This window comes from Streptomyces sp. NPDC026206, from assembly GCF_040638465.1.
In the GTDB taxonomy this organism is placed as follows: domain Bacteria; phylum Actinomycetota; class Actinomycetes; order Streptomycetales; family Streptomycetaceae; genus Streptomyces.
In genome coordinates this window covers 82,479-106,686 of record NZ_JBEZYL010000011.1, presented here as the reverse complement: position 1 = coordinate 106,686, position 24,208 = coordinate 82,479, and the positions used below count along the sequence as shown (strand labels likewise).

Here is a 24,208-nt window from a genome sequence, read left to right as displayed (position 1 = left end):
GCGGTCCGAGGGGCGGCTGTCAGTGGCCCCTGCCATGCTGAGTTCCGATCGACGGCACCACGCCGGAACCGAGCGCACCTGTCGAGGAGCTGACCCATGCTGACATCCACGCACGTCCCCGGCGGGCCGAACTGGCTCGATCTCGGCACGCCCGACATCGACGCGGCCGTCTCCTTCTACCGAGGCATTTTCGGATGGGAGTTCGAGTCCGCCGGGCCGGACGCCGGTGGCTACGGCTTCTTCCGTGTGGACGGCCGGACCGTCGGGGCCGTCGGGCCCCTGACGGAGGAGGGGGCCGGCTCCGCCTGGACCGTGTACTTCCGCACCACGGACGCCGACGCCACGGCGAAGGCCGTGGAGCAGGCGGGCGGCGCGGTGCGCTTTGGACCGTTCGACGTCTTCTCGGCCGGACGGATGGCCGGCTTCACGGACCCGGCCGGGGCGCGGTTCGCCGTCTGGCAGCCGGGTGACGTCCAGGGTCTGGACCTGGTCAACGCCCCCGGGTCCGTCAGCTGGATCGAGCTCTACACCACCGACGCCACCGCGGCGAAGGACTTCTACCGCACGGTCTTCTCCTGGGAGACACGGGACATGCCGATGGGTGAGGAGCTCGTCTACACCGTCGCCGGACCGGCCGGCGGCGGTGTGGAGAGCATGCACGGCGGCATCATGCAGCTGCCCGCGGAGAATCTGGCGGCGGGCTCGGGATCCGAATGGCATCCGTACTTCGAGGTCGTGGACTGCGACGCCACGGTGGCCGCCGCCGCGGAGCGGGGCGCCACGCTCATCATCCCCGCCGTGGACGCACCGGGCATCGGCCGCCTGGCCATGCTCCTCGACCCGTTCGGGGCCCCGTTCGCCGTGATCACCAGCGCGCCGGTGTGAGAGAGCCGGAACAGGAGCAGCCGTGCCGGTGAGGAGGCGTCAAAAAGCTGGCTGGCAGCGGCGGTCGCGGTGCGTCGCCCCAAGATGGCGATCTTATGTCAACTGCTTGCCAAACCCTCCCGTGACCTGCGCGAACTCGGTACCGTCCCCTTCAGCTGCGATCGCCGTCCGATCGCGATGACAGCATGCCGGGCAGTCACCACCGTGGCCGCCCGTACCGGAAAGGGACCTCCGTGCGCGCACACTTCCGCCGCAGAGCGATATCGGCTCTCATCACGACCGCCGTCGCCACCCCCGTACTGCTCGCCGCTGCCGCCCCCGCAGACGCGCGGCCGACGACCTCGGCCGAGCAGCGCGGCAAGGCCGAACGGCTCGCCAAGAAGCTGGTCAAGGCGTCCTCCGGGAAGAGCGCCTACCGTCACCTGGAGGAGCTCCAGGAGATCGCCGACGAAGAGGGCGGCAACCGCGCCGCCGGCACGGCCGGGCACAAGGCGTCCACCGAGTACGTCTACCGCCTGCTGAAGAAGGCCGGTTACGACGTCTCGTACCAGAACTTCGACTTCTACGAGTCCCGGACCGTGCGCGAGAAGCTGAGCGTCGTCTCCCCGGAGCCGCGGGAGATCAACGTCGCGGCCTACAAGTTCAGCAAGACCTCGCCCACGGGCGGCCTCGTGGCGCCCCTCGCCGCCGCCCGCGTGGACGCCACGCCGGGCTGCGAGCTCGACGACTACGCCTCCGGCACCTTCACCGGCAAGATCGCGCTGGTCAAGCGTGGCAGCTGCTCCTTCCAGCAGAAGGAGGAGGTGGCCGCGAAGGCGGGCGCGATCGGCCTGATCCTCTACAACCACTCGGGCAACGAGCCGGCGCACGGCACGGTCGGCGCCCCGGCCAACGCCCACATCCCCGCCGGCGGTATATCGCTCGCCGACGGCGAGGCGCTGGCCGCGCAGGTCGCCAGGGGCGAGACCAAGGTCAACCTGGACGTGAGCACCGAGGCACTCAAGCGCCAGACGCGCAACGTGATCGCCGAGACCCGCGGCGGCAGTGCCGACCACGTGGTGTCCCTCGGCAGCCACCTCGACTCGGTGCCCGCGGGCCCGGGCATCAACGACAACGGCTCCGGGTCCGCCGGCCTGCTGGAGGTGGCGCTGAGGCTCGCCGAGCAGATCCGCAAGCCCGGTCAGCAGCCCACCAACAAGGTGCGGTTCGCCTGGTGGTCCGGTGAGGAGCTGGGCCTGCTCGGCTCGGAGCACTACGTCTCCCAGCTCAGCGAGAAGCAGCGCAAGCAGATCGCCCTCTACCTCAACTTCGACATGATCGCCTCCCCGAACCCGGTCGAGTTCGTCTACGACGGCGACGACTCCGACCACCAGGGCGAGGGCCCCGGCCCGCAGGGTTCCGCGCAGATCGAGCGGCTGATCAACGGATACCTGGACCGCAAGGGCGCGCCGCACGAGGGCACCGACTTCGACGGCCGTTCCGACTACGGCCCGTTCATCAAGGCCGGCATCCCGGCGGGCGGCACGTTCACCGGCGCCGAGGGCATCAAGACCAAGGAGCAGGCGGCGCGGTTCGGCGGCACGGCGGGAACCGCGTACGACCCCAACTACCACGGTGCCGGTGACAATCTGTCGAACCTGGACCTGAAGGTGTTCGACACCAACATCGACGTCATCGCGCACGCGGTCGGCACGTACGCCCACGATCTGAGCTCGCTGAGCCAGCCGGCCAAGAACTGACCGCGGGTCACTGCCGGGGGCGGTTGTGCCAGGCGGTGTAGACGCCGGTGACGGCCGCCGCGTACTCGGTCAGGGCGGCCGGAGTGGCGTGGCCGACGAGGATGAGCGTCATGCAGGCGGCCATGGTGACCACGAAGGCGAACATGTCGGGGAGGTCGGTGTTCATGCCCGGGCTTCTTTCGTCGACGTCGGCCGTGGGAGCGAGGGTTCCCGCGATAGCGGAACCATGTCGTCCGTCTGATCCGAGTCTCGGCACATGACAGGGCGTGAACCAGGGGTTGCCCGTTGCCTCGCCCCAGGAGGCGCCGGGCAACCCCTCGTGACCTGCGGCTGCATGGCCCGTGGAGCGCGGCGGGGCCCTCACGGGCACCCCGGGGCGTAGGGCACGTCCGGCAGCAGACGGCGCCAGGTGCGCTCGTCGACATCGCCCACCGCCGCGCACGTGCCGGCCAGGACCGCGTCGACGCCCAGGCTCCACCAGCGCACGGTGGCGTCCTCGCCGACGGACACCAGGGGGCCTGCGGGACCGAGGAAGGCCGCACCCCGGACCCGGCCGGTGTGCCCGGTCAGGGTGAGCAGCAGCCGCCCGTCCCGGGGGTCCCAGACGCGCACGGTGTTGTCGCGGCCGGTCGTTGCCAGCCGGGTGCCGCCGGGGTCGAAGACGGCCGAGGTGACGGGGCCCGTGTGCCCGGCCAGGGTCCGCAGCCTGCGCCCGTCGTGCGGATCCCAGAGCTTGACGGTGTAGTCGCGGCTGGCGGTGGCCAGGACCGAGCCGTCGGGGCTGACGGCCAGGCCCAGGACCGTATCGGCGTGGTCGGCCAGCCGGTGCAGCTCCCGCCCGTCGGAAGCCCGCCAGATCCGGGCGGTGTTGTCCTGGCTGCCCGTGGCGAGGGTGGCACCGTCCAGGAACAGCACCCGGTAGACGGCGTCCTCGTGCCCGGTGATGCGCTGCTCCAGCCGTGGCGTTCCGCCCGTGGTGCGCCACAGCCCCGCGGTGCCGTCCTCGCCGGCCGTGGCGAGCGATGTGGAGTCGCCGGGCCGGAAGGAGACCGAAGTGACCGCCCGGTCCTGGGCCTGCCAGCGGTGCACCGGGCGGTCCGGGGAGGCGGTGCGCCACACGGTGGCGGTGCCCTGACCGTCGCCGGCCGCGATCAGTGAGCCGTCGTGGCTGAAGGCCACCGCGCGCACCGGCTGTCCGGAGACCCGCAGGGTACGTACCGTGCGGTGGCGGGTCTCCCACAGGCGCAGCGTGCCGTCCTGCCCCGCCACGGCCAGCAGGGAACGGTCGGGGCTGAGGGCGGCGTCCAGCCACGCCGGTCCGCCCTGCGCTGCGCCGGCCGCGGCGCGCGGGGCCCACAGCCGCAGCGTGCCGTCCTCGCCGGCGCTCGCCAGGGTGCGGCCGTCGGGGGAGAAGGCGATGCCGTGCACGGGACCGAGATGGCTGGCGAGAACGGCGATCCGGCGCCGCCCGGCGAGTTCCCACACGCTCGCGGTGTCGTCCTGGCCGGCCGCGGCCAGACGGCTGCCGTCGGGGGAGAACGCGACGGCCAGGACGGAGTCCTGGAGACCTTTCAGGGCCGCCTCGCGCCCGCCGGTCGCGGTGTCCCACAGCCCGACGTCGTCGTGCCACTCACCGGTGGCGAGGTGCCGTCCGTCCGGTGAGAAGGCAAGGGAGCGGACCTGGCCCCGGTCCTTCGTGCCGATGACCCGGCTCCGCCGGGTGCGGACGTCCATCAGCCACACCCGCCCGTCCAGGCCGGCGGCGGCCACGCGGTGGCCGTCCCCGGTGACGGCCACCGCGTACAGCGGCCCCAGGCCGACGGCGAATGCCTCAGCGGTCGCCGCCGGGGCCTTCGCGGCCGCTTTGCCCGGGTGCGAGAGCCGGACCGTACCGTCCCTTCCCGCCGAGGCCAGCAGCTCCCCGTGGTCGGACAGGGCCACGGCCCGCACGGAGCCGTGGTGCGCGCCCTGTGATGCGGGAGCGGCGCGCCCCGTACCGCCGCCCCACAGCGACACCGTGCCCGCGTCGTCGCCCCACGCGGCCAGCGGGCTCTCGCGTGCGACGGCCAGCGCCCGTACCGCCGTACGGCCCTTCGCCACGACGCGCGCCCGCCGGCTCCCCGCGGCGTCCCACTGCCGCACGGTCCCGTCGGCGCCGGCCGACAGCAGCCGGCCGGCGCGCGGTTGCCACGCCACGGCGAACACCGGTCCCCGGTGCCCTGCCAGCCGCCCGGCGTACGACTGCGCCTGGGAGCTGAGCACCGCGCCGGCCGCTGCGGGCGTGTGCGCCTGCCGCCAGGCGGCGGTGGCCAGCAGCATCGAGGCCTCGGGCCGGGCGGTGCTCAGCGCGGTGGCACGGAAGGCCAGTTCGGCCGAGCGGGCCGCGCCGCGTTCGGCCACGGCCCGCAGGCCCTGATGAACCGCCACCGTACCGCCGGTCAGCGTCAGCACGAGCAGCACCGCCAGGGTCGCCAGCAGCCGGTGCAGGCGGCGGGTCCGCCGCCGCTCCGTCGCGCGTTCGCAGGCGGCGTGCTCCGCCGCGGCGTCCAGGAAGTCCTGTCCGGCATCGCCGAGTGCGCCGAGGGGGTGGGCCGCCAGGTCGCGGGCCGCGGCGAGCCGGCTGCCCCGGGGCAGCAGGGCCGGGTCGCGGCCCTCGGCGTCCCACTGCCGGGCGGCCGCGCACAGCTGCTGGCGGGCGTGCAGCGTGGCGGCGTGGGTCTCGATCCACCCGCACAGCCGCGGCCAGGCGTGCAGCACCGCTTCGTGCGCCAGGGTGACCTCGTCGGCGTCGACGGTCAGCAGCCGGGCGCGGGCGAACTCCTCCACCACCTCCAGGGCCGCCCCGGGCTCCGCGCCCGCCTGCCCCGGCAGCTGCTCGCGCGCCACCCTGCCGCGCGTGGCCCGGCCGTCCTCGTCGACGCGGACCAGGCCCAGCAGGACGGACCGGGCCGCTTCCTGACGCACCGGCGACAACCGCGCGTACGCCCGTTCGGCCGTCGCCGCCACCGCGCCGGCGATGCCGCCGGCCTCCTGGTACCCCTCGACGGTCAGCGCGCCCCCGCGGCGGCGCTGCCATGTCGCCAGCAGTGCGTGGGAGAGCAGCGGCAGGACACCGGGCCCGTACCCGTCGCAGTGCTCCTCGCCGCGGTCGCCGGCGCCCAGGTCACGCAGGATCAGCTCGACGAGCCCGGGCTCCAGGTCCAGGCCCACCGCCCGGGCCGGCCGTACGACGGCCTCGCGGATCTCCTCCGCCCGCATGGGCTCCAGCGGCAGCTGGCCGTCCCGCAGGGCGGCCGCCAGTTCGGGGAAGGCCAGGCACCTGCCGTAGAAGTCGGCGCGCATGCCGAGCACCACCAGCGCCGCGCAGCCGTCCTGGCCGCCGGCGAAGGCGGGCCCGGCCGCCAGCGCGTGCACGGCGCGGACGAACCAGGCCTGTTCGCGTGCGTCCGCGCACAGGGTGAAGACCTCTTCGAACTGGTCGACGACGAGCACCAGACGCACCGGCTCCCCGCGTCCCTGCCTGTCGCCGCCCGTCGGACCGGCGCAGTTGAGGGCCTCGTGGACGGCCTCGGCGAAGGCCCCCGGGCCGTGGTCCAGGGCCCGCCGAAGGTGTCCGGGCCCGGCGCCGCACACGCGGGCGACCTCGGTCAGCAGCGCCTCCACCGGCCGGTCGCCGGGCCGCATGGTGACCACCGGCCAGCGGCTCGATCCGCTCACCGGCAGGACGCCACGGCGCAGCGCCGGTACCAGACCCGCCTGCAGCAGCGACGACTTGCCCGTGCCCGAGGCGGCCACCACGGCGGTCGGCCCGGAGCCGTCCAGCCGCTCGGTGAGGCGGTGCACGAGCGCGGCCGTCGCCCGCTCGCGCCCGAAGAACCAGCCCGCCTCCGTGACGCCGAACGCCGCCAGGCCCCGGTACGGGCAGACCTCCAACGGCCCGCGTGCCCCGCGGCGCGCCGGTGCCGCGTCCGCCACCAGCCGTGACAGCTCTCCCGCCGCCCGTAGGACGCCCTCGCACCGCCGGGCCACCTCCGGCGACATGGGCTTCTCACCGGTCTCCACCCGGCTCAGATAGCCCTTGGTGTAGTGGACCAGGTCGGACAGCCCTGCCAGCGACATGCCCCGCGCCCGGCGGAGCCGGCGCAACTGTTCACCCGGAGCAACCGTGGGAGCGGAGGCACCGCCGCCGTCGGCCTCGTCACCACGCTGGTGCATAAATGCTGTCCTTTTTGCTGAATGGGCCAGTTGTCACAGGTTGTCCTGTCCGGGCGACGTGCCGGCCGGAAGCCATGCCCGCCGACGGCGAAACCGGTCCTTCGAGTGACCGGCGCCCCCTCGGTTGTGACCGAAGGTGACGAGTTGCTCCGTGCGGCCGCGCACGACTGGCCGCACGGCCCGGCCTCTGGTCACCTGGGAAGAGCCCGGGGACCGGGCCCGGAGGAGGATGACGATGGATATCGGTGCCCTGACCGACGCGACACTCCGTGACCTGCGCCGCCCGCGCGAGTATCCGGCGGTCTCGCTGCTGCTGCCCACCACGCGGCGCTCCCCGTACAGCGCCGAGGACTCGGTCCGGCTGCGCAACACGGTCGCGGAGGCGAAACGGCGGCTCGCCGAGGATCCGAAGGTGACCAGGGCCGCCCGGATGGACGTCGAGAGCCGGCTCGACGCGGCGGCCGCGGAGGTCGACCTCACCCACTCGGCCGACGGGCTGCTCATCCTGGCCGCCCCGGGCGAGCACCAGGTCTGGTACCTGCCGCGCTCGGTGCCCCAGCGCGTCGTGGTCGCGGACACCTTCCTCACCCGGAACCTGGTCGCCGCCCGCCTGCTGGAAGAGCCCTACTGGGCCCTGGTGCTGTCCGAGAGCGAGACCCGGCTGTGGGACGGCGCGGGGGAAAGCCTCGAACCGTTCACGGAGAACGGTTTCCCGGTGCGGCCCGAACTGCCCGACCACCAGGACGCGCTGCCCGGCCGCAACTTCGACAAGGTCGGCAACCACCCCATGACGGAGCGCGAAGAGGCCCACGTGGAGCGCGAGCGCCAGTACATGCGCAAGATCGTCGCCGCCCTCACGCCCGTGGTGGAGCGCCGGAGCAGGCCGCTGTACGTCGTGGGTCTGCGGGAGCAGATCGCGTTGTTCGAGAAGGTGTTCCCCAACCGCGGCGCGATCGCGGCCCGGATCGAGAACGGCGGAGCGGTCGGCAAGTCCGCGCACCACCTCCTCGACCTGCTGCAGCCGGCGTTCGACGAACGCCGCATGTCACGGCGCGGGGAGGTGCTGCGCCGACTGGACGACGCGCGCGGCGCGCGGCGCTACACCTCGGGGCTGGACGAGATCTGGCAGACCGTGCGCCAGGGCCGGGTGGCCCTCCTGGCGGTGGAGGACCACTACCAGGTCACCGCACGGGTCGACGGGAACGGCGGCCATCCGGTCAGGGTCGAGACGCCGGCCGAGCCCCTGGTGGCGGACCCCGCCATCCATGAGGACGTCGTGGACGAGATCGTCGAGACCGCCCTCAACAGCGGCGCGGACATCGAGTTCCTCCCGGACGACACCCTCGCCGGGGAGGACCGGGTGGCCGCTGTCCTGCGGTATTAGACGGATGCCGTGCGCGCGGCTGCGCGCGAACCCGGCTTCCGACGACCGCGGCTGTCCGCCGGCTTCCGCCGGCGGCTCGTCGCCGAGCCGGCGGAACCGGGCCCGGCCGGGCCCGGCGTCCACTTCGCCGGCGTCGTCTTCTGCCGCGGCAGCCGCGAGGGCGACGGGCCCGCCTGAGCAACCCGTCGCCGCCTGACCCGCACACCCGCCGGCCCGGGCACGGCGCCGGCGGGCGCGGACCGATGGTCTCAGTGGGTGACGACGTTGTGGGCGGGGGTCACCTGCGGCTGGACGTGGCCGAACCCGAGGTCGGAGACGACCGGGGCGAGCCGGGCGGCGAAGGCCTCGAACGCCGCGGGCGACTCCCAGACGTCCGTGACCCGCCAGCCCCCGTCGACCGGCCCGGCGGCGTGCGCCAGAAGCCCGGCCGCCCCGGGCATGTCGGCGAGGGAGCCGAATCCGCGCCCGCCGGTGAGGCGGTCGATGCAGGCGTCCTAGACGTCCTGCGTGCCTCCTTCGAGCTCGAACGTGACGATGATGGCCATCTACTGCCCGCTTTCTGTCCGTGGCGGTCCCGATGGGACATTTCCTTACCCCGCCGTGAGCGCGCGACGCGCACCGCCCACGGACTTGGGACGCATTCGGGGGTACGGCCGTACGCCCCGCACGCCGGTCCGGGCGCGCGGCCGCGCGGTGCGATGCTCCTGACCGTGGGTCAGGAGGGGCCCGTCGGTCGAGGAGCCGCCGGAGCGGTGGGTGCGGGTGCCGCGAGGATCCGGTCGGGTGATGGTCGGCGGCGTGCGCACCTCGGCCAGGGTGCGGTGGCCCTGGACGCCGGGCACGCAAAGGCGCCGGCGCGCAAGGAGGCCTCGGCCGCACGTCGGGGTGATGGCCGCGCGCCGTCATCCGGCCCGGCGGGGGATCCGGGCGGTGGCGCCGCGCGCTCAGCCCGCGTTCGCGGAGGGTGCGGGCGGCGCGGTGGCCGCGGGCCGGTCCGGTCCGAACGTCACCGCCCTCACGCGCTCGCGTGACGTCCGGTCGAGCAGAACGACCGAGGCCGCCTCCGCCACCGCCGCCGGGACGGGGCGGACCCGGGCCCGGGCTGCCGCGCCCGGAACCGCCGCGCCCTCCTCCGCCTCCGCGGACAGCGCGTGCAGGAGCCGGTCGAGCCCTCGTCGGTGCCGGGCGAAGACGCGCTCGGAGGCCCACCGGCCACGCGCCGCCTGGCCCGCCAGGGCCACGTCCGGTCCGACGTCCAGCAGCACCAGGTGCAGCTCGCGCCCCTGGCGCCCGGCGCTGCGGGCCAGCCACCGGCGCATCCACGCCCGGCTGCCGCAGTCGTGCACGAGCAGCGGCCCACCTCCGCGCACCTCCGCGCGCAGCCAGCGGAAGTGCTCCAGACGCGCCCACGGCCGGTACACCGCGTAGGGCAGGCGCTCGGGCATTACGGACTGGCAGGCGACATGGACCGCCCGGGGATCCACGGCCGCCGCGACCTCGGACGCGCTACCGGGTGCGCGGTGCGGCGCGGCCTGCGACCAGCGGCGCAACAGCGTGCTCTTGCCGCTGCCGGGCAGACCGGAGACGACCAGCACGGCACCCGCGGGATACGACAGCGTGGCGGGAACGTCGCCGTCCGCTCCGCGCAGATCCACCAGCCCCCGCGGACTCGACGCCGCCCCCGGTTCCCCGGCCGCGCCCGCCCGTGCCTGTACTGCGGCTGACCTGCCTATATCGCCCACTGCCTCTACCGTCCCCTGTCCGAACCCGACTGCCCCCCGAGCCTCGCACGAGCCGTCGGACCGGCCCCCGAGAGCCCCCTGCCGGACCGGCAGTGGGACAGCCTTGGAGACGCCGGCGTGAGCCGGCCGGTTCAGACCGTCGGTGGCCGGCTCGGGCGGGCGGGGCGCAAAGCCCGCATGGGGGCGACTTTGAGCCAGCGTCATTTTGCCAACCGTTGACACGTTCTTGGTCATCGCTTTACCGTCTGTGGAGGTGAAGCGCAGTCATGGGCGTCGCCGCACCACCCCACTCTTTTGGAGGTCCGCAATGGAGAAGCTGATCAAGAAGATGGCCCAGGACGACGTCTGGCGGGGTTGGGTCGCCGCCAACTCGGCAGGTGAGGCAGCCAAGAACGGCTGCATCAGCGTGTCCAAGTCCGGCTGCATCAGCGTGGTCAAGACCGGTTGTATCTCCTGACCCCTGCCTGATCAACCCCCGACCGAGCCGACCGGAGCGGGCCGTGCGGGCAACTTCGCACCCGCGCGGCCCACTTCGTGACGCTCTCGTCCTGCGAGCACACCTGAGGGGTGGCACATGGATGGTCAGCCGACGGCCGACATCGTCGATCAGATCAGAGACATTCCGGTCTACCGCGCGTCGATCGAGCGGGGCCACTTCCCGGTACTCGAGAAACCCGAGATCGCCCGCGGCTTCCCGGACAACTGGATGACGCCCCCTCTCGCCGCGGCCCTGGCGGCGGGTGAGGCGGAGTTCGTGCTCTCCACGGGCACCCACCACGCCCGCATGCAGATCATCCGCCCCCCGTACTTCCTGCTCCACTCCTACTACCGGCTGTGGAGCGAGCACCCCGACATCTCCCACACCTGGGACGCGGGATGCCCGCGCCTGTCGCTCACCACCGTGCTGGCCACCGAACACGTGGCGCGGGTCAACGCGAAGAAGCGCGGAGTGCAGCCCGGCGCCGTCCCGGCCCTCGCCGACCGGCGGCTCGACGCGCGGACCCTCTACCTCAACCTGCGCCTCGACCCGGCGCTGTGGGAGCGGGAGGACGTCGAGCGCATGCTCGCGGAGATCCGGGCGGCCCGCGACGAGCACCCGCAGGGCCTGTACCACCTGGACTGCTCCGGCTATCACCTGGCGCATCTGGTCCGCAAAGCCGGCGACTGGGGCCTGTGGGAGGAGTTCCCGCAGCCCGCCAGCATCATCCACGCCTACGAGTACACCCCCGTCAACGTCCACGGCTATCTGCGGGAGCACTTCGACTGCCCGGTCGTCGACCTCTTCGGCAGCACCGAACTCGGCTACCTCTACTACAGCGACCGCGACGGCCGGTACCGGCCCTACCTCGACAAGATGAGCGTCGAACTGATCCCGGTCGCCCCGGGCAGCCGGATCCACAGCCTCATCGTCACCAGCGTCCGGAACCCGTACATGCCCCTGATCCGGTACCGCTCGGGAGACTGCGTCCGCACGCTGGACGGCACGCCCGACCCCACCGGGATCGCGAGGTTCTGCGGTCGTGAGAAGGAACTGCTCGCCACGCAGGACGGCCCCGTCGCGCAGGCCGACCTCGACGACCTCGTCAGCGCCGTCTCCCCGCGCGTCTTCGTCCACCAGCTGTGCGTCACGGGCGGCACGAAGGCCGAGCTGCGGTACGTGACCTTCGACGACACCCCCCTCGGGCCCCATGCCGCCGCGGCACTGGAGAAGAGCATCGGCGAACTGACCGGCCGCGCGTGCAGGGTCGAGCACCGTACGCACATCCCCATAGGGAAGTCCGGGAAGTACGCCTGGCTCGCCGGAGACCTCTGACCATCCCGACGGAAGAACCCCATGACCACACAGCCGCACCTGTCCGCCGACGACCTCAAGGCCCTGCTCGGCGAAGCCCTCCACGCCGAGGTGGTGACGCACTTCACCGCGAAGACCGGCGCGGCGCCGGACCGCGTCGGGCGCCAGGTCACCGAATGCCTGCGCTACCTCTACCTCGTCTCCCGTCACCAGGACCGGCTCGGCGGCCTCTTCCTCCCCGTCGAGCAGGACATCGACGAGATATGGCACTACCTGATCCTGCAGACGCGCGAGTACCGGGCCCTGTGCGAGGAACGGCTGCCGGGCCGGTTCTTCATCCACCACCGCAGCATCGCCTACGAGGACTACCAGCAGGAGCCGGGCCGGGAGCAGGCGCTCGAGGAGGCCCTGCGCTGGATACCGCTGTACGTACGGGAGTTCGGCCCGTTCGACGAGGGCGCGCTGCCGCACTGGACGATCGTGCGCTTCCTGCACGAGCGGATGAACATGTCGTTGCGGGACATCGCGGCACTCGAACCGCTCGGTGCCGCGTAGCCCGTCGCCCGTGCCGCCACGCAGGGCATGGCCGACGTCGGCATCGCGATCGCTGGTGCCACCGGCAGCATGGCATCGGGCATGGTCGTCGCGTCGGGCGGCTGTCCGGTCCTCGCGCTGGGCGGCGGAAATCCTGGCGCTGGTGATCGTGCCCGTCATCGCCTTGGGCGGCCGCCCCCGATGACGGTCACGACACCGGGGCCGGGGACACCCGGCCCGGCTCTATTGATCACTGGCCGCGGGCCGCGTCCCAGGCCGCGTTGGTCCCGAAGTACGAGTCGTACAGCTCCTGCACTTCCAGGAGGCTCTCCGGCGGCACCTTCCCGTACCGGATGCGTTCCAGGTGGCGGAAGTACTCGAAGCGCTCGACGCCCGGGGTGATGATGACGAGCATCTCGGCGGTCTCCCCGGGCGCGGCGGCGAAGGCATGCTGCTGGCCCGGCGGGACGATCACCATGTCGCCCTGCTCGGCGGTGACGATCCGGTCGTCCGCGAGCAGCTGGGCCGTCCCGTCCAGGACGTAGAACATCTCGGCCGACCGGTCGTGGTGGTGGGGGCGGGCGCCGTTGGCGCCCTTGCCGAGGGTCACGCGCATGCTGGAGAGCGCACCGCCGGAGGCGCTGCTGTCCACCAGCAGCTGGATGGAGAGCTCCGCCCCCGGCCGGGTGATCTCGGCGTCGGCGGCACGGACGACAACGGAATCGTCGAAGTCAGGAATGAACAGGGACACATCGGGCTCCTTGCGTTCTCCGGCAGAGGAGATCAAGTAGAAACCATGGAGGATTGCCGGACGCCGACGGGTGGGCCGAATCCGTCCGTTCACCCGAGGTACGCGACAACACCCGTGAGGGAGGGAGGCCGGCCTCTCTCATGCGGGTCTCATGCGGGTCTCACGCGGGCGCGCGGTCCAAGACGGTCGTTCGGCCCGCACGGGAGGTCATTTCTCGTAGTTGGTGAGGACACAGCCGGGCACGAGCGCCTTCTCCAGGCGGTAGCCCTGGGGTGCGCTGAAGCCGCTCTCGCAGTTGAGGTGGAGGAACTGCTGCTGGTAGAGGCCGTGGCGGTCGTGCTTGCTGTTGGTCTCCACCGCGATGTTCTGCCCGACGAGGACCTTGCTCGCGGTCGCCTTGACGCGGCCGTCGTCCTGAAGGTCCTTCAGCTGGGCGGCCTTCGCCTCGGCCTGGAACGTCGCCATGTCGTCCACCGTGTCGAGCCACGCCAGGTCGTGGGCGCGCTGGGCGCCGGCCGGGTAGCCGCACATTCCGCGCTCGCGGACGCCCCAGGCCCGCGGGTCGCCCTCGACGGCGGGCAGGTAGTCGATGGAGCTCACCGACACATCCGCGGGGTCGGTGGTGAACTTCGTGCAGTCGACGCTGGAGCGGACGAGTTCCTTCAGCTCGGTCAGGCTGCCGGCGCTCGGCAGGCCGAGGCCGGTGGCGTCCGGAGTATGCCGGCCGCCGGGCTGCCCGGACGGGCCGGACTGCGCGTCACCGCCCGGCTGCTGGTGGTTGACGCTGCCCGAGCCGTCCTCGCTCGCGACGAAGTCGCTGAGGACGCAGCCCTCGACGAGCGCCTTCTCCTTCTTGTACCCCTGCGGCACCGCGAACGTGGGGTTGCAGGTGAGGATGCGCAGGCCCGAACGGGCAAGGGCGAGAGCGGACTTGGTCGCCGTCGGGGTGACCACGAAGTCCTTGCCGACGAAGACCCGGCTGAAGAGCCCGGGAGTCGGCTCCTGGGCGAAGCCGTCCATGATGTGCTTCTTGTAGCGGGTCTGGAACTCCTTCATGTCCGAGGTGCGGTACACGACGAGTTCCCCGTGTTCACGCGGGTCGCTGCACACCCCGCGCTCGGTCACCGACCACTCACCGACGGAGGTGAGGGCGGGTGAGGGAAGCCGCTTGTCGCCGGGGTCGGTGCCCATGCTCTCGCAGGACGCGTACCGCTGTACGTACTTCTGGGCCTCGGCCAGGGACGCCGCCGAGGGCGGGCCCTGCGGGACAGAGGGAGTGGCACTGCCCGCCGGGGTCGCGCCGGCCTTGTCCTGCGCTCCCTGCCCCTTGCCACCCTCGCACGCGGTGAGCGTGACCAGGGTGCCGAGCAGGGTGATGGCGGCGAATATCCGCTTGGTGTGCATGCGTTGCTTTCGTCGATGAGGGGCCCGTGAGTGACGTGTGCATGCTAGTGGCGTCGTGTCCTCCACCACCGTCCGGGCCATGGGGGCAGGGGCCGGCCGGCCCTGTCATCCCGCCGCCCGAAGGGCCGTCAGGCCCGGCCGGCGGTCGCCGCAACGAGGGAGCACAAGGAGATCCAGCCCGTGAACACCCCCCGGGACAACGACTACTACACGCTGCTGGCGCGTCCGGACGCACGAGCCCTGCCTGCCCACCGGGCGCATCCACCACGACCCGGTGCCGGGTACGGGCGAAGGACGGTGCCGTTAACCGGCCGGGTCCGCCGCCCTCGGGGCGGTCCGGGCCCCTGGCGGACGGCCCGGTCCCCCCGGCCGCGGTCAGGCGCGCCCGGCCGGTTCGGCGTCGCCCGCCGTGGTGTCGTCGGCCTCGGCGGCCAGGTGGTGACCGACGCTGACGACGCCGTCCACGCTCTGGCACAGCTGGACCAGGACCGGGACCAGGCTCCTGCGCCGCACGGAGCCGCTCAGCCGCACCTGGCCGTTGTTCACCTCGACGCCGACGGCCGAGGGCGGCTCGCGCAGGGTGCGCACGAGCACGTCCTCGATGATCTCCTCGCGGATGGCGCGGTCGGTGCGCAGGAAGACGCGCAGCAGATCGCCGCGGCTGACGAGGCCCACCAGACGGCCCGTGCCGTCCACGACCGGCAGCCGCTTCACCCGGTGTTCCTCCATGGCGCGGGCCGCCTCCACCACGCTCCACTCGGGCCGGGCGCAGATGGCCGGGCTGGTCATCAGGCCCTCGGCGGTCGTCGCCGCGTGCTTGGCGCCGGCCAGGGGGCCCTGCGGGTCCAGCTCGAACAGGCCGGCCGGATCCGGCTGTTTCGAGGCCTTCGCCAGCAGATCGGCCTCCGAGACCACGCCCACCGGCCTGTCCTCGCGATCCACCACCGGAACCGCCGTGATGTCGTGCTCCTGCAGGACATGCACGATCTCCGTGAACAGGGTGCCGCGCTGGACCCGGACGACCGAGTGCGTCATCAGGTCACCAACGGTTCTGTGCTGCAACATGTCCCAGTTCCTTTCGTGCACCGGGAGGGCGGGCGCGGCGCAGCGGCCTTCCCGGAGTGCCTCCAGCCTCGCATATGGCTGCCGGGGTGCGGCGGCGGCGCACGCTCGTGATGATCGGGGTGTGCACCCCCATCCCGGCAGGACCACGAGGCTCGCCCGCGCCCTGTCCGTCGTCGCTGTGCTCTGCCTGCCGGTGACGGCGGGCGGGCAGCAGGCCGTGCGGGCCGCGGCCCTGGCGTCCCCGGCGGCGACGGCCCTGGCGGCGACGTCCCCGGCGGATGGCGGGGCGCCCCCGGGACCGGCCGCGTGGCTGTACGGCTCCGAGATCAGGCGGATCCCCACCCGGCAGCGCGAGGTCGCTCTCACCTGCAACGCCGCCTGGGACGAGGCCGGCATCCAGGAGGTCCTGCGGACCCTGCGCCGCCACCGCGTCCCGGCCACCTTCTTCCTCACCGGCCGGTTCGCCGAGAACCATCACCGTGCGGTGCGCACGATCGCCGCGCAGTGCGGCATCGCCAATCACTCGTACAGCCACCCCTACTTCACCCGCCTGTCACCGGGCGATGCGGAGCGCGAGGTGACGGCTGCCGACCGGGCCCTGCGGGAGGCCGCGGGAAGTGCCCCCCTGCCGTTCTTCCGCTTTCCCTACGGCGAGACGACGCCCCAGGGCGTCGCGCAGGTCAACTCCCTGGGATTCGCCGACATCGAGTGGACCACGGACACCAAGGGCTATCTCGGCACGGCGGGCGGCATAAGCGTGCGCAAGGCCGTCGCGCGCGTGGCCGACGTACTCGGCCCAGGAGCGATCATCCAGATGCACGTCGGGTCGGCCGACGGTTCGGGGGAAGTCCTCGACGCCCAGGCGCTGCCGCAGATCATCGACCTCATCACCGGGCAGGGATACACCGTCGTCGACCTGCGCACCCTCCTGGACCCCGACCGGCAGCCGGACTCCGTGCCCCGGCCCGGGTGACGTCGTCCGTGGCCGTCAGCCGGGATTGTCCGCGTGGGTCAGCGCCTCCCAGGCGACGAAGAGGTCGTCGGTCCCCTCGCCCCCTTTCCGCCGCTCCCGCCCGGCGACCTCCTGGGCGTCGGGTACCGCGACGCCCAGCCGGTTGACCAGATGATTGAGGACGACCTCCGTGTCGGGGCCCATCCGTGTGCTGAGCCTGCCGCCGCACAGCCAGGACGGCACGGGGTCACCCAGCTGGTAGCGGGCGTGGAAGGCGAGGGCCGCCCGCAGCCGTTCGCCGGTCTCGCCGTAGAGGTCGACGCCCTGGTGCCAGGCGGTCTCCGCGATGTGGGCGGTGGCCGCGAGCGAGTAGCCGACGTGCGTGAAGTTCCGGCACGTCTCCTGGGCGAGGCCGTCGACGAACCTGGTCTGCCCGAACCAGTACGCGCTCAGGCCGGCCGCGGTGGTGATGCGGCTGCCCGGGGGCCGGTGGGGCAGCGGTCCGTCGGTGCTCAGGTAGAAGTACGCCGGCACGCGGGCCCGGAAGAGGGACACGGCGGCGTCGAACGCGCCGGGGTCTTCCAGGAACACCGCGATGCCCATCGTGGCATCGGCCATGGCCAGGTCCCAGTTCCCGTTGTACTCCGGGGCGCTGCCCATGACCTGGGGCAGATAGACGGTCCGCAGCATCGTCGCGAAGCGCTGCACGCGGCTCGCCGGCCAGTCGTCGTAGGTGTGGCGCATGATCTCCGCCGCGCGGGCCCAGGACGCGCCGGCCCACGCGGCCTGCAGCCGGGCGTTGCCCTCCGTGTGCTCACGGACCACGGCCGACCACGAGTCCATGATCTGCACCGACTTGTCGGCGTGTGCCCGGTCCCCGGTGACGTACCACAGCAGCGCCTGCGTGTACGCGGCGATCGCGTCCTGCCGCTCCTCGACGCACCCCCGGCCGGGCCGGGAGCCGGGCGGGCACCGTACGACGGAGGTGGGCGCGGCCGCGTAGGAGAGCGAGCCGTACCGGCCGTCACGCATCGACCTGAACGCCGACCGCCACGGCTCGGCGCCCTCACCGGCCCGTGCGCGGACCGTCTCCAGCTGGGCCCGGCTGACCAGGACCCCGGGATGGGTGAAGCCACCGGCGGACATCAGGTGCCCGGCCGGTGCCACGTGCCGGGCCGCCGTGCCGACGGGTGCGGCGGGTGCGGCGGGTGCGGTCACCGGTGTCAGGGAGGTGAGCAGAGCGAGGAGCACGACGGTGAGGGACGTGCGTGGCCCCGCACGGAAGCGCTGCATACGGCATGGTCGGGGCAAGGCCCACCTCCGGTGCGACTACCCGCAAGCGTCACTCCCCGGCGGGGCGCCCGCATGGGGTGTTGCGCCGATCGGTGGCGAAGCCGCGCCCGCCGCGTGGCCCTCAGGTCTCCTGCCGGACGCGGACCGTCTCCAGACGGGGGTCGGCGGCGTCCGGCAGGTGCATCCCGGCGGCGGCGCCGGTGCGCAGGTATTCCAGCAGGGGTGCCGTGAGGAGCTCGCCGGGCAGCGCCGCGGGGATGCCCGGGGGATAGGGGGTCAGCATCTCCGCGGCGACGCGCCCGGCGGCCCGTTCCAGCGGCACGTCCTCGACGGGACCGAAGTAGGCTTCGCGCGGCAGGCACACCTGCTCCAGCCGCAGGTCCTGCGGGGAGGGGACACGGACGGCGGGGGCCGGCCGCAGGACGGCGGCCCGGTCGGCGAGCTCCCGCAGAGCGGTGAGCAGGGCGGCCGTGCTCTTGTCGTCGTCGGCGTGGGTGAGCTGCGCGCTGATCCGCCGGTGGTCCGCCAGGTGGAGGTCGATGTGGTGGTGCTCGCGCAGCCAGTCCGCGGCGCGGTAGCCGGTCGTACCCAGCTCGTGCAGGTCGATGACGACGGGCAGCGGGTCGAGGTCGGCCGCCAGGCCCGGCCCGGTGAAGTCGGCGCGGTCGTTGACGTGCAGTCCGTCGATGAGCTCGATCTCGGCCCGCACGGCCGCCGCCAGCTCCAGGGCACCGGTCAGCAGCTCGTGCCCGTGCAGCGCCATCTGCCGCCGCCAGCCGTCGATGCCGGCCAGGATGGGCACCGACGGGCTGGTGGTGCCCAGCAGGTCGGCGCGGGACCTGAGCGCGGCCGCCTCGATCAGGCCGCCCTGCAGGTGGAACACCGATCCCTGCTCCAGGCCGCTGCCCATCTTGTGGATGCTCGTCACACAGACGTCGGCGCCGGCGTCCATGGCCCAGGCCGGCAGGCCGGGGTGGAAGGGCAGGTGGGCGCCCCAGGCCTCGTCCACGACCAGGGGCAGCGAACGGCGGTGGCACACCTCGGCGATCGCGGCGAGAGCGGCGCAGGAGCCGTACGGCGTCGGGCTGGTGACCAGCGCCCCGCGGGCGTCGGGATGGGCCCGGAAGGCCTCCTCGAACGCCTGGGCCGCCGGCGGATGCGCGAGGTGGCGGACGGGATCCCACTGCGGTTCGACCCACACCGGGCGGATCCCGGCCAGGATCAGGCCGGAGACCACCGACTTGTGCGCGTCCCGGCCGATGAGGAGCTTCTCGTGCGGCCCCGCGACGGCGAGCATCGCCGCCTTGACCGACAGGGAGCTGCCGCACGTGGTGAAGAACGTGTGCTCCGCGTGGACCGCGTCCGCCATCAGCGCCTCCGCCCGCTTCTGTACCTGGCCCCTCGTGCGACGGTCGTCCAGGCCGCCGGATGCCAGGACGTCCGAGAGGAACGCCGCCTCACCCAGCCCGCGGCGCACTGCCGGATCGGCACCCCGTGCCTGCTTGTGCCCGGGCGGAGTGAAGGGCAGCCGTCCATGGCCGTGATAGTCGCCGAGCGCCTCCAGAAAGGGCGCCTGAGTGTGATCCATCGAAAGGTCCCTTCCACGGGAGGACACCGGGAGCCGGCCATTTCCTCCCGTACGGATGACCCGTCATGCGTGCGGGAAACGTGGACCGGGCGCCCCGGGCGCCCCCTGTTCTGCCTAATCGCGCTCGGCCCGGAGATTAGGCGGTCGGCGTGCCGGTTACCCATCAGCCGCGGTGTGGCGCGGCGGGCCCCGGGCGCGCGGCTTGACGAGGAGCGTGGTGGATGCTGTTCCGGAGACGGAAGGAGAGGGCCGGGACCAAGGCCCGCGCCGCGGCGGTGGCCGGCTTCGAGGCGCTGGACCGGCGGCTGCCCGTCGCGGAGACCGCGAAGGAACTGCTGCGCAAGGCGTTCCCCGACCACTGGTCCTACCTGCTCGGCGAATTCGCCCTCTACAGCCTGCTGGTACTCCTCGTCACCGGCTCCTACCTCACCCTCTTCTTCGACCCGAGCATGGCCCAGACCGTCTACGAGGGGGCGTACGGTCCCTTGCGGGGCCTGCGGATGTCCCAGGCGTACGCCTCCACGCTCGGTCTCAGTTTCGACGTGCGGGGCGGGCTGCTCATCCGGCAGGTGCACCACTGGGCGGCACTGGTGTTCGTCGCCGCCATCGGTGTCCATATGCTGCGCATCTTCTTCACCGGAGCCTTCCGCAGGCCGCGTGAAGCGAACTGGGCCGTCGGGGTGACGCTGTTTCTCCTGGCCCTGCTGGAGGGGTTCTGCGGCTACTCGCTGCCGGACGACCTGCTGTCCGGGACCGGAATGCGGACGGCGAACACCATCGTGATGTCCATCCCGTTCGCCGGCACCTACCTCAGTTCCTTCATCTGGCGCGGCCCGTTTCCCGGCGGTGTCATCATTCCGCGGCTGTACATCGTGCATGTGCTGTTCGTCCCCGGCGTGCTGCTGGCACTGGTCGGACTCCACCTCTTCCTGGTCGTCTATCTCAAGCACACCCATTGGGGAGCGCAGGGGAAGACCAACCGCAACGCGGTGGGACAGCCGATGTTCCCGCACTTCACCACCAAATCCACCGGCCTGCTGATGATGGTGTCGGGCGTTCTCGTCCTCCTCGGCGCCGTCGCCCAGATCAACCCGGTCTGGGCCTACGGCCCCTACCGGGCCGATCAGGTCACCACCGACGCGCAGCCCGACTGGTACGTGGGCTTCCTCGAAGGAGCCCTGCGCCTGATGCCCCCCTGGGAGAACGCCGTGGCCGGGCACACCCTGATGTGGAACGTGCTGATTCCCACGGTCGTCCTGCCCGGCCTGCTGTTCCTGATCCTGTACGCGTATCCGTTCTTCGAGAAGTGGGTGACGGGCGACCGCACCGAGCACCACCTGTGCGACCGCCCCCGCGACCGGCCCGCCCGCACCGGGCTGGGAGTGGCGGCCGTCGTCTGCTACGGCCTGCTGCTGCTGGCCGGCGGCAACGACGTGATCGCCTTCGCCTTCCGGCTCTCCGTCGACGGCCTGACCTGGATCCTGCGGGTGCTCGTCGTCGCCGGACCCGTGCTGGCGTTCTGGGTCACCAAGCGGCTCTGCCTGGCCCTGCAGGCCCGCGACCGGCGACGGCTGACGGAGGGCGAGGAGACCGGCGAAGTGGAGCAGAGCGTCTACGGAGCGCTGGGGGAGGGCCACCGGCCCCTCTCCGCGAAAGACGGCTACCGGCTGCTGGTACGCGAGGTTCCCACCCCCCTGCCCGCAGCGGAAGGCCATGCTCCGCGCCGGCGGCGGCTGCGGGTGGCGCTCAGCTCCTGGTACTACCGCGACCGCGTCGAGATGCCGGTCACCACCGGGCAGCGGGAGCAGATCGAGAGCCGGCTGGCCGAGCCGGCGCTGGAATCCAAGGAATGAGCCGGAGCGTGCGGCGGCTCCCGGTGCCCTCGGCTCAGGGCCTGCCCACGAACTGGAAGACCAGGCCCCCGACGCCGGCCGCGAGAACCCCCGCGGCCAGGAGGAACAGCCACAGCCCGTAGACGACGCCGACGGCGAGCAGCGCGACGCCCAGGGCGGTCAGCACCGGATAGGCGCTGTGCGGGGGGAAGAAGTCCAGCCGCCCGGCGCGCTCGGCCACCTGGGAGTCCTTGCGGTCCTCCGGCCGCGGCCCCCGGCGGCGGTAGTTCATCGCGAAGAAGAACGACATCAGCGAGGACATCACGAAGGACACGGTCAGCACCGCAGTGCCGGCGGGCTCCCGGCCGGACCACCACGCGTAGCCGGCGTCGGTGCCGAGGAAGAAGCAGGCGACTCCGGCGAACAGATACGCCTCGGCCTTCATGAACCCGGCCTTCTGTGCGGGTCGGGCGTCGGGGCCGCGGGGGCCGCGCCCTTTTCGAGCCGGGCCGTCGCCGCGGCCTCGGGATGGTGCAGGTCGAATGCGGGGGAGTCCGACCTCACCTGGGGCAGGGCGACGAAGTTGTGGCGCGGCGGCGGGCAGGACGTCGCCCATTCCAGGGACCGGCCGAACCCCCACGGGTCGTCGCTCTCCACGGCCGGCGCGTAGCGCGCGGTGCGCCAGACGTTGTAGAGGAACGGAAGCGTCGACAGGCCCAGAAGGAACGACCCGATGGAGGAGAGGGTGTTCAGCGTGGTGAAGCCGTCGGCGGCGAGGTAGTCGGCATAGCGCCGGGGCATTCCCGCCTCGCCCAGCCAGTGCTGCACGAGGAAGGTCAGCTGGAAGCCGGTGAACAAGGTGAAGAAGTGGATTCTTCCCAGGCGTTCGTCGAGCTTGCGCCCCGTCCATTTGGGCCACCAGAAGTAGAACCCGCCGAACATGGCGAACACCACCGTTCCGAAGAGCACGTAATGCAGGTGGGCGACGATGAAGTAGGTGTCGGTGACGTGGAAGTCCAGGGGAGGCGAAGCGATCAGTACGCCGCTCAGGCCGCCGAGCAGAAACGTGACGAGGAAGCCGATGGCCCACAGTATCGGGGTCTCGAAGGAGACGCTGCCCTTCCAGAGGGTGCCGATCCAGTTGAAGAACTTCACCCCGGTCGGCACGGCGATGAGGAACGACATCAAGGAGAAGAAGGGCAGCAGTACCACACCGGTGGCGAACATGTGATGCGCCCAGACGACCGCCGAGAGCATCGTGATGGCGATGGTCGCGCCCACCATCCCGAGATAGCCGAAGACCGGTTTGCGGCTGAACACCGGAATGATCTCGGTGATCACGCCGAAGAACGGCAGGGCGACGATATAGACCTCGGGGTGGCCGAAGAACCAGAACAGGTGCTGCCACAGGACCGCTCCGCCATTGGCGGCGTCGAAGACGTGGGAACCGAATTTGCGGTCCGCCTCCAGGGCGAGCAGGGCCGCCGTCAGCACCGGGAAGGCCAGCAGGGCCAGAATCGAGGTGAACAGGATGTTCCAGGTGAAGATCGGCATGCGGAACATCGTCATGCCCGGCGCCCGCAGGCTCACGATGGTGGCGATGAAGTTCACCGATCCAAGCGTGGTGCTCAGACCGGCGACCACCAGGCCCATCGCCCACAGATCGCCCCCCGCGCCGGGCGTGTGGACCGAGCTGTTCAGCGGGGCATAGGCGAACCAGCCGAAGGAGGCGGCCCCGTCGGGCGTGAGGAAGCCCGAGACCACGGTCAGGCCGCCGAAGAGGAACAGCCAGTACGTGAGCGCGTTCAGGCGCGGGAAGGCGACGTCGGGGGCGCCGATCTGCAGCGGCATCACGGCGTTCGCGAAGCCCGCGAACATCGGCGTCGCGAACAGCAGCATCATGACGGTGCCGTGAATGGTGACCAGCTGGTTGTACTGCCCGGTGCTGAGGACCTGGAGTCCCGGCCGGGCCAGCTCCGCGCGCATCAGCATCGCCAGCAGGCCGCCCAGCAGGAAGAACCCGAACGCGGTCACCAGGTACATGTTGCCGATGACCTTGTGGTCGGTGGTGGTGAGATACCCCAGGAGCCTGCTTCCCAGCCTCGTGCGGCGGTTGTCCGTGCCCTCGGACATCTGGTCGGGCGGCGTCCGATGATCCAGCTGCGGCATCGCTCTCCATGTGCCGGGCGAAGTCTGTGCCGAGACCTGCCGTCCGTCAGCGGGGCGCCTCGTGTCTAGCCCTGATCACGACGACGCAAACACCGTCTGCGCCATTCGGGCGTACGCCTCACCGGCGCCGCCGCGCGCTCACTCGGGGGGCAGGTCCTGCCCCCTGCTGTCGACGACCGTACGGGCCAGGTCGGCGAGCTTGCGGTTGCTGTGCTGCGAGAGGCGGCGCAGGACGCCGAAGGCGGTGTCGGTGTCACAGCCCAGGACGTGCATGACGATGCCGCAGGCCTGGTCGATCACCGCCCGCGAGTGCAGGGCCGTGTCGAGCTGATCGACGGTCGCCAGCGCCTGACGGTAGCGGCGGTCCCGGGCGACGGTATCGGTGAGCAGCTTGCCGAGCAGCGCCGACGGCCCCTCGGCGGCGTGCTCCAGGCCGCCCGGGCGCAGCCGGTACAGGGTGACCGTGACGGTCACGCCCTCACGGTGGAAGGGGAGCGTGACGCTGGCCCGTATGCCGGTGCCCAGGGCGCTGGCCCGGTAACGGGGCCAGCGGTCGTCGTTGAGCAGGTCGTCCGCGTGAACGGGCGCATGCGTGCCCACGGCGGTCGGAATGGGGCCCTCCGCCGCCCGCAGCTGCACGCTGACGAGCTCGGCGAGGTCCGGGTGGGTCGCCGTGGTCGGCGACTCGGCGCTGCCGTCCCAGACCGTGGTGGTGGCCCCACACGTACCCGGTACGAGCCGGGGAATCAGCTCGGTCAGCCGGGCGATCCGCTGCCCCCATGGGGTGTCCGCCATGTCGCCGAGCAGCTCCGCGCCCGCCGACAGGGCCCCCGCCTGAGTCTCCGCGATGGCCTCCATGACGG

21 protein-coding genes are annotated in these 24,208 nt (G+C 72.3%); 9 read left to right on the top strand and 12 right to left on the bottom strand.

Going from position 1 to position 24,208, the window contains the following annotated elements; all coding sequences use genetic code 11:
• Positions 1-96 precede the first annotated feature (96 nt).
• The gene (locus AB0F13_RS17545; RefSeq protein ID WP_362082333.1) at positions 97-885 is read left to right on the top strand and encodes a VOC family protein; all 789 of its coding nucleotides are present in this window, start codon (positions 97-99) and stop codon (positions 883-885) included.
• Positions 886-1,118: 233 nt separating this feature from the next.
• Complete coding sequence (locus AB0F13_RS17540; protein WP_362082330.1) at positions 1,119-2,624, top strand: M28 family metallopeptidase; 1,506 nt, start codon at positions 1,119-1,121, stop codon at positions 2,622-2,624.
• A gap of 7 nt (positions 2,625-2,631) precedes the next feature.
• On the opposite strand, the gene AB0F13_RS17535 is transcribed toward AB0F13_RS17540, so the two are convergent.
• Both AB0F13_RS17535 and AB0F13_RS17530 read right to left on the bottom strand, forming a co-directional pair.
• Positions 2,632-2,790, bottom strand: a complete 159-nt coding sequence (locus AB0F13_RS17535; RefSeq protein ID WP_362082327.1) for a hypothetical protein — start codon at positions 2,788-2,790, stop codon at positions 2,632-2,634.
• A gap of 194 nt (positions 2,791-2,984) precedes the next feature.
• The gene (locus AB0F13_RS17530; RefSeq protein ID WP_362082324.1) at positions 2,985-6,839 is read right to left on the bottom strand and encodes a helix-turn-helix domain-containing protein; all 3,855 of its coding nucleotides are present in this window, start codon (positions 6,837-6,839) and stop codon (positions 2,985-2,987) included.
• A 235-nt stretch (positions 6,840-7,074) separates the two neighbouring features.
• Here AB0F13_RS17530 and AB0F13_RS17525 point away from each other — a divergent pair, with 235 nt between their 5' ends.
• On the top strand, positions 7,075-8,223 hold the full coding sequence (locus AB0F13_RS17525; RefSeq protein WP_362082321.1) for a hypothetical protein: 1,149 nt from the start codon (positions 7,075-7,077) through the stop codon (positions 8,221-8,223).
• Positions 8,224-8,232: 9 nt separating this feature from the next.
• A complete protein-coding gene (locus AB0F13_RS17520) occupies positions 8,233-8,400 on the top strand; it encodes a hypothetical protein (RefSeq protein ID WP_362082318.1) in 168 nt (55 codons plus the stop codon).
• A gap of 71 nt (positions 8,401-8,471) precedes the next feature.
• On the opposite strand, the gene AB0F13_RS17515 is transcribed toward AB0F13_RS17520, so the two are convergent.
• A complete protein-coding gene (locus AB0F13_RS17515) occupies positions 8,472-8,663 on the bottom strand; it encodes a hypothetical protein (protein WP_362082315.1) in 192 nt (63 codons plus the stop codon).
• A 504-nt stretch (positions 8,664-9,167) separates the two neighbouring features.
• Entirely contained in the window at positions 9,168-9,878 is a 711-nt protein-coding gene (locus tag AB0F13_RS17510) for an AAA family ATPase (RefSeq protein ID WP_362082312.1), read from the bottom strand.
• 394 nt (positions 9,879-10,272) lie between these two features.
• On the opposite strand from AB0F13_RS17510, the gene AB0F13_RS17505 reads away from it, so the two are divergent.
• From AB0F13_RS17505 to AB0F13_RS17495, 3 genes are all read left to right on the top strand, one after another.
• Positions 10,273-10,422 (top strand): hypothetical protein, encoded by a 150-nt coding sequence (locus tag AB0F13_RS17505; protein ID WP_362082309.1) that lies wholly within the window; start codon positions 10,273-10,275, stop codon positions 10,420-10,422.
• A gap of 117 nt (positions 10,423-10,539) precedes the next feature.
• Positions 10,540-11,778 (top strand): hypothetical protein, encoded by a 1,239-nt coding sequence (locus tag AB0F13_RS17500; RefSeq protein WP_362082306.1) that lies wholly within the window; start codon positions 10,540-10,542, stop codon positions 11,776-11,778.
• A 21-nt stretch (positions 11,779-11,799) separates the two neighbouring features.
• Positions 11,800-12,312: a hypothetical protein gene (locus tag AB0F13_RS17495; protein WP_362082303.1), complete on the top strand. Its 513-nt coding sequence runs from the start codon at positions 11,800-11,802 to the stop codon at positions 12,310-12,312.
• Between the two features lie 229 nt (positions 12,313-12,541).
• Here AB0F13_RS17495 and AB0F13_RS17490 read toward each other — a convergent pair whose 3' ends face one another.
• From AB0F13_RS17490 to AB0F13_RS17480, 3 genes are all read right to left on the bottom strand, one after another.
• A complete protein-coding gene (locus tag AB0F13_RS17490; protein ID WP_362082300.1) occupies positions 12,542-13,042 on the bottom strand; it encodes a cupin domain-containing protein in 501 nt (166 codons plus the stop codon).
• Positions 13,043-13,249: 207 nt separating this feature from the next.
• Positions 13,250-14,446 carry a hypothetical protein gene (locus AB0F13_RS17485; RefSeq protein WP_362082297.1) on the bottom strand — a complete coding sequence of 399 codons (1,197 nt, stop codon included), beginning with the start codon at positions 14,444-14,446 and terminating at the stop codon, positions 13,250-13,252.
• A gap of 375 nt (positions 14,447-14,821) precedes the next feature.
• Positions 14,822-15,508 (bottom strand): CBS domain-containing protein, encoded by a 687-nt coding sequence (locus AB0F13_RS17480; RefSeq protein ID WP_362082652.1) that lies wholly within the window; start codon positions 15,506-15,508, stop codon positions 14,822-14,824.
• Between the two features lie 124 nt (positions 15,509-15,632).
• Between AB0F13_RS17480 and AB0F13_RS17475 the strand changes: the two genes are divergently transcribed.
• Positions 15,633-16,484 (top strand): polysaccharide deacetylase family protein, encoded by an 852-nt coding sequence (locus tag AB0F13_RS17475; protein ID WP_362082294.1) that lies wholly within the window; start codon positions 15,633-15,635, stop codon positions 16,482-16,484.
• A gap of 15 nt (positions 16,485-16,499) precedes the next feature.
• On the opposite strand, the gene AB0F13_RS17470 is transcribed toward AB0F13_RS17475, so the two are convergent.
• Both AB0F13_RS17470 and AB0F13_RS17465 read right to left on the bottom strand, forming a co-directional pair.
• Positions 16,500-17,756 carry an alginate lyase family protein gene (locus AB0F13_RS17470; protein WP_362082291.1) on the bottom strand — a complete coding sequence of 419 codons (1,257 nt, stop codon included), beginning with the start codon at positions 17,754-17,756 and terminating at the stop codon, positions 16,500-16,502.
• Positions 17,757-17,877: 121 nt separating this feature from the next.
• The gene (locus tag AB0F13_RS17465; protein WP_362082288.1) at positions 17,878-19,344 is read right to left on the bottom strand and encodes an ornithine decarboxylase; all 1,467 of its coding nucleotides are present in this window, start codon (positions 19,342-19,344) and stop codon (positions 17,878-17,880) included.
• A 221-nt stretch (positions 19,345-19,565) separates the two neighbouring features.
• Here AB0F13_RS17465 and AB0F13_RS17460 point away from each other — a divergent pair, with 221 nt between their 5' ends.
• Positions 19,566-21,197 (top strand): cytochrome bc complex cytochrome b subunit, encoded by a 1,632-nt coding sequence (locus AB0F13_RS17460; RefSeq protein WP_362082285.1) that lies wholly within the window; start codon positions 19,566-19,568, stop codon positions 21,195-21,197.
• 34 nt (positions 21,198-21,231) lie between these two features.
• Here the strand turns inward: AB0F13_RS17460 and AB0F13_RS17455 are convergent, their stop codons facing one another.
• From AB0F13_RS17455 to AB0F13_RS17445, 3 genes are all read right to left on the bottom strand, one after another.
• Positions 21,232-21,621: a cytochrome c oxidase subunit 4 gene (locus tag AB0F13_RS17455; protein WP_362082282.1), complete on the bottom strand. Its 390-nt coding sequence runs from the start codon at positions 21,619-21,621 to the stop codon at positions 21,232-21,234.
• Positions 21,618-23,309, bottom strand: coding sequence for a cytochrome c oxidase subunit I (gene ctaD / locus AB0F13_RS17450; RefSeq protein ID WP_362082649.1), 1,692 nt, complete (start codon positions 23,307-23,309; stop codon positions 21,618-21,620). Before ctaD ends, AB0F13_RS17455 begins: the two co-directional genes overlap by 4 nt.
• A gap of 174 nt (positions 23,310-23,483) precedes the next feature.
• Positions 23,484-24,203 (bottom strand): ANTAR domain-containing protein, encoded by a 720-nt coding sequence (locus tag AB0F13_RS17445; protein WP_362082646.1) that lies wholly within the window; start codon positions 24,201-24,203, stop codon positions 23,484-23,486.
• Positions 24,204-24,208: the final 5 nt, after the last annotated feature.

Excerpts from the sequence above, each read along its gene's own strand:
- AB0F13_RS17545 (WP_362082333.1), top strand. The coding sequence starts at position 97 with ATGCTGACATCCACGCACGTCCCCGGCGGGCCGAACTGGCTCGATCTC.
- AB0F13_RS17535 (WP_362082327.1), bottom strand. The coding sequence starts at position 2,790 with ATGAACACCGACCTCCCCGACATGTTCGCCTTCGTGGTCACCATGGCC.
- AB0F13_RS17530 (WP_362082324.1), bottom strand. The coding sequence starts at position 6,839 with ATGCACCAGCGTGGTGACGAGGCCGACGGCGGCGGTGCCTCCGCTCCC.
- AB0F13_RS17525 (WP_362082321.1), top strand. The coding sequence starts at position 7,075 with ATGGATATCGGTGCCCTGACCGACGCGACACTCCGTGACCTGCGCCGC.
- AB0F13_RS17515 (WP_362082315.1), bottom strand. The coding sequence starts at position 8,663 with ATGCCCGGGGCGGCCGGGCTTCTGGCGCACGCCGCCGGGCCGGTCGAC.
- AB0F13_RS17505 (WP_362082309.1), top strand. The coding sequence starts at position 10,273 with ATGGAGAAGCTGATCAAGAAGATGGCCCAGGACGACGTCTGGCGGGGT.
- AB0F13_RS17500 (WP_362082306.1), top strand. The coding sequence starts at position 10,540 with ATGGATGGTCAGCCGACGGCCGACATCGTCGATCAGATCAGAGACATT.
- AB0F13_RS17495 (WP_362082303.1), top strand. The coding sequence starts at position 11,800 with ATGACCACACAGCCGCACCTGTCCGCCGACGACCTCAAGGCCCTGCTC.
- AB0F13_RS17485 (WP_362082297.1), bottom strand. The coding sequence starts at position 14,446 with ATGCACACCAAGCGGATATTCGCCGCCATCACCCTGCTCGGCACCCTG.
- AB0F13_RS17470 (WP_362082291.1), bottom strand. The coding sequence starts at position 17,756 with ATGCAGCGCTTCCGTGCGGGGCCACGCACGTCCCTCACCGTCGTGCTC.
- AB0F13_RS17465 (WP_362082288.1), bottom strand. The coding sequence starts at position 19,344 with ATGGATCACACTCAGGCGCCCTTTCTGGAGGCGCTCGGCGACTATCAC.
- AB0F13_RS17460 (WP_362082285.1), top strand. The coding sequence starts at position 19,566 with ATGCTGTTCCGGAGACGGAAGGAGAGGGCCGGGACCAAGGCCCGCGCC.
- AB0F13_RS17455 (WP_362082282.1), bottom strand. The coding sequence starts at position 21,621 with ATGAAGGCCGAGGCGTATCTGTTCGCCGGAGTCGCCTGCTTCTTCCTC.
- ctaD (WP_362082649.1), bottom strand. The coding sequence starts at position 23,309 with ATGTCCGAGGGCACGGACAACCGCCGCACGAGGCTGGGAAGCAGGCTC.
- AB0F13_RS17445 (WP_362082646.1), bottom strand. The coding sequence starts at position 24,203 with ATGGAGGCCATCGCGGAGACTCAGGCGGGGGCCCTGTCGGCGGGCGCG.